This window comes from Undibacterium sp. SXout7W (assembly GCF_049339385.1).
Taxonomy (GTDB): Bacteria; Pseudomonadota; Gammaproteobacteria; order Burkholderiales; family Burkholderiaceae_D; genus Undibacterium.
The window spans coordinates 1-246 of sequence record NZ_JBMPPF010000195.1 but is presented as its reverse complement, the minus strand read 5'-3'; the positions used below and the strand labels follow the sequence as shown (position 1 = coordinate 246).

Sequence of the window (246 nt, the reverse complement as noted above, 5' to 3'; positions counted from 1 at the left end):
ATGTCGTGAGCTGCTGGTGCAGCTGATGGCGTCGGCAACTGAATCGGGATGAACTCAGCAGTCGGCTGTGCCGAAGCAAATTCGGCTGGCTCCGCCCCGTGACGTTCCTGGGCTCGGATCCAGTTCCTGAGCAAATTGGCATTCAGCCCGTAATGCAACGCTATCGCGGCAATGGAGACACCTGGTTGCTCGCAAGCCTGAACTACCTGGGCTTTGAATTCGGCACTATGGCGTCGGCGCCTTGGC

1 protein-coding gene is annotated in these 246 nt (G+C 58.9%); it reads right to left on the bottom strand.

The window, feature by feature from the left end:
* Positions 1 to 246, bottom strand: a 246-nt coding sequence (tnpA, locus tag ACO0LB_RS21075; RefSeq protein ID WP_423052709.1) for an IS66-like element accessory protein TnpA, incomplete at both ends; no start/stop codon positions are given.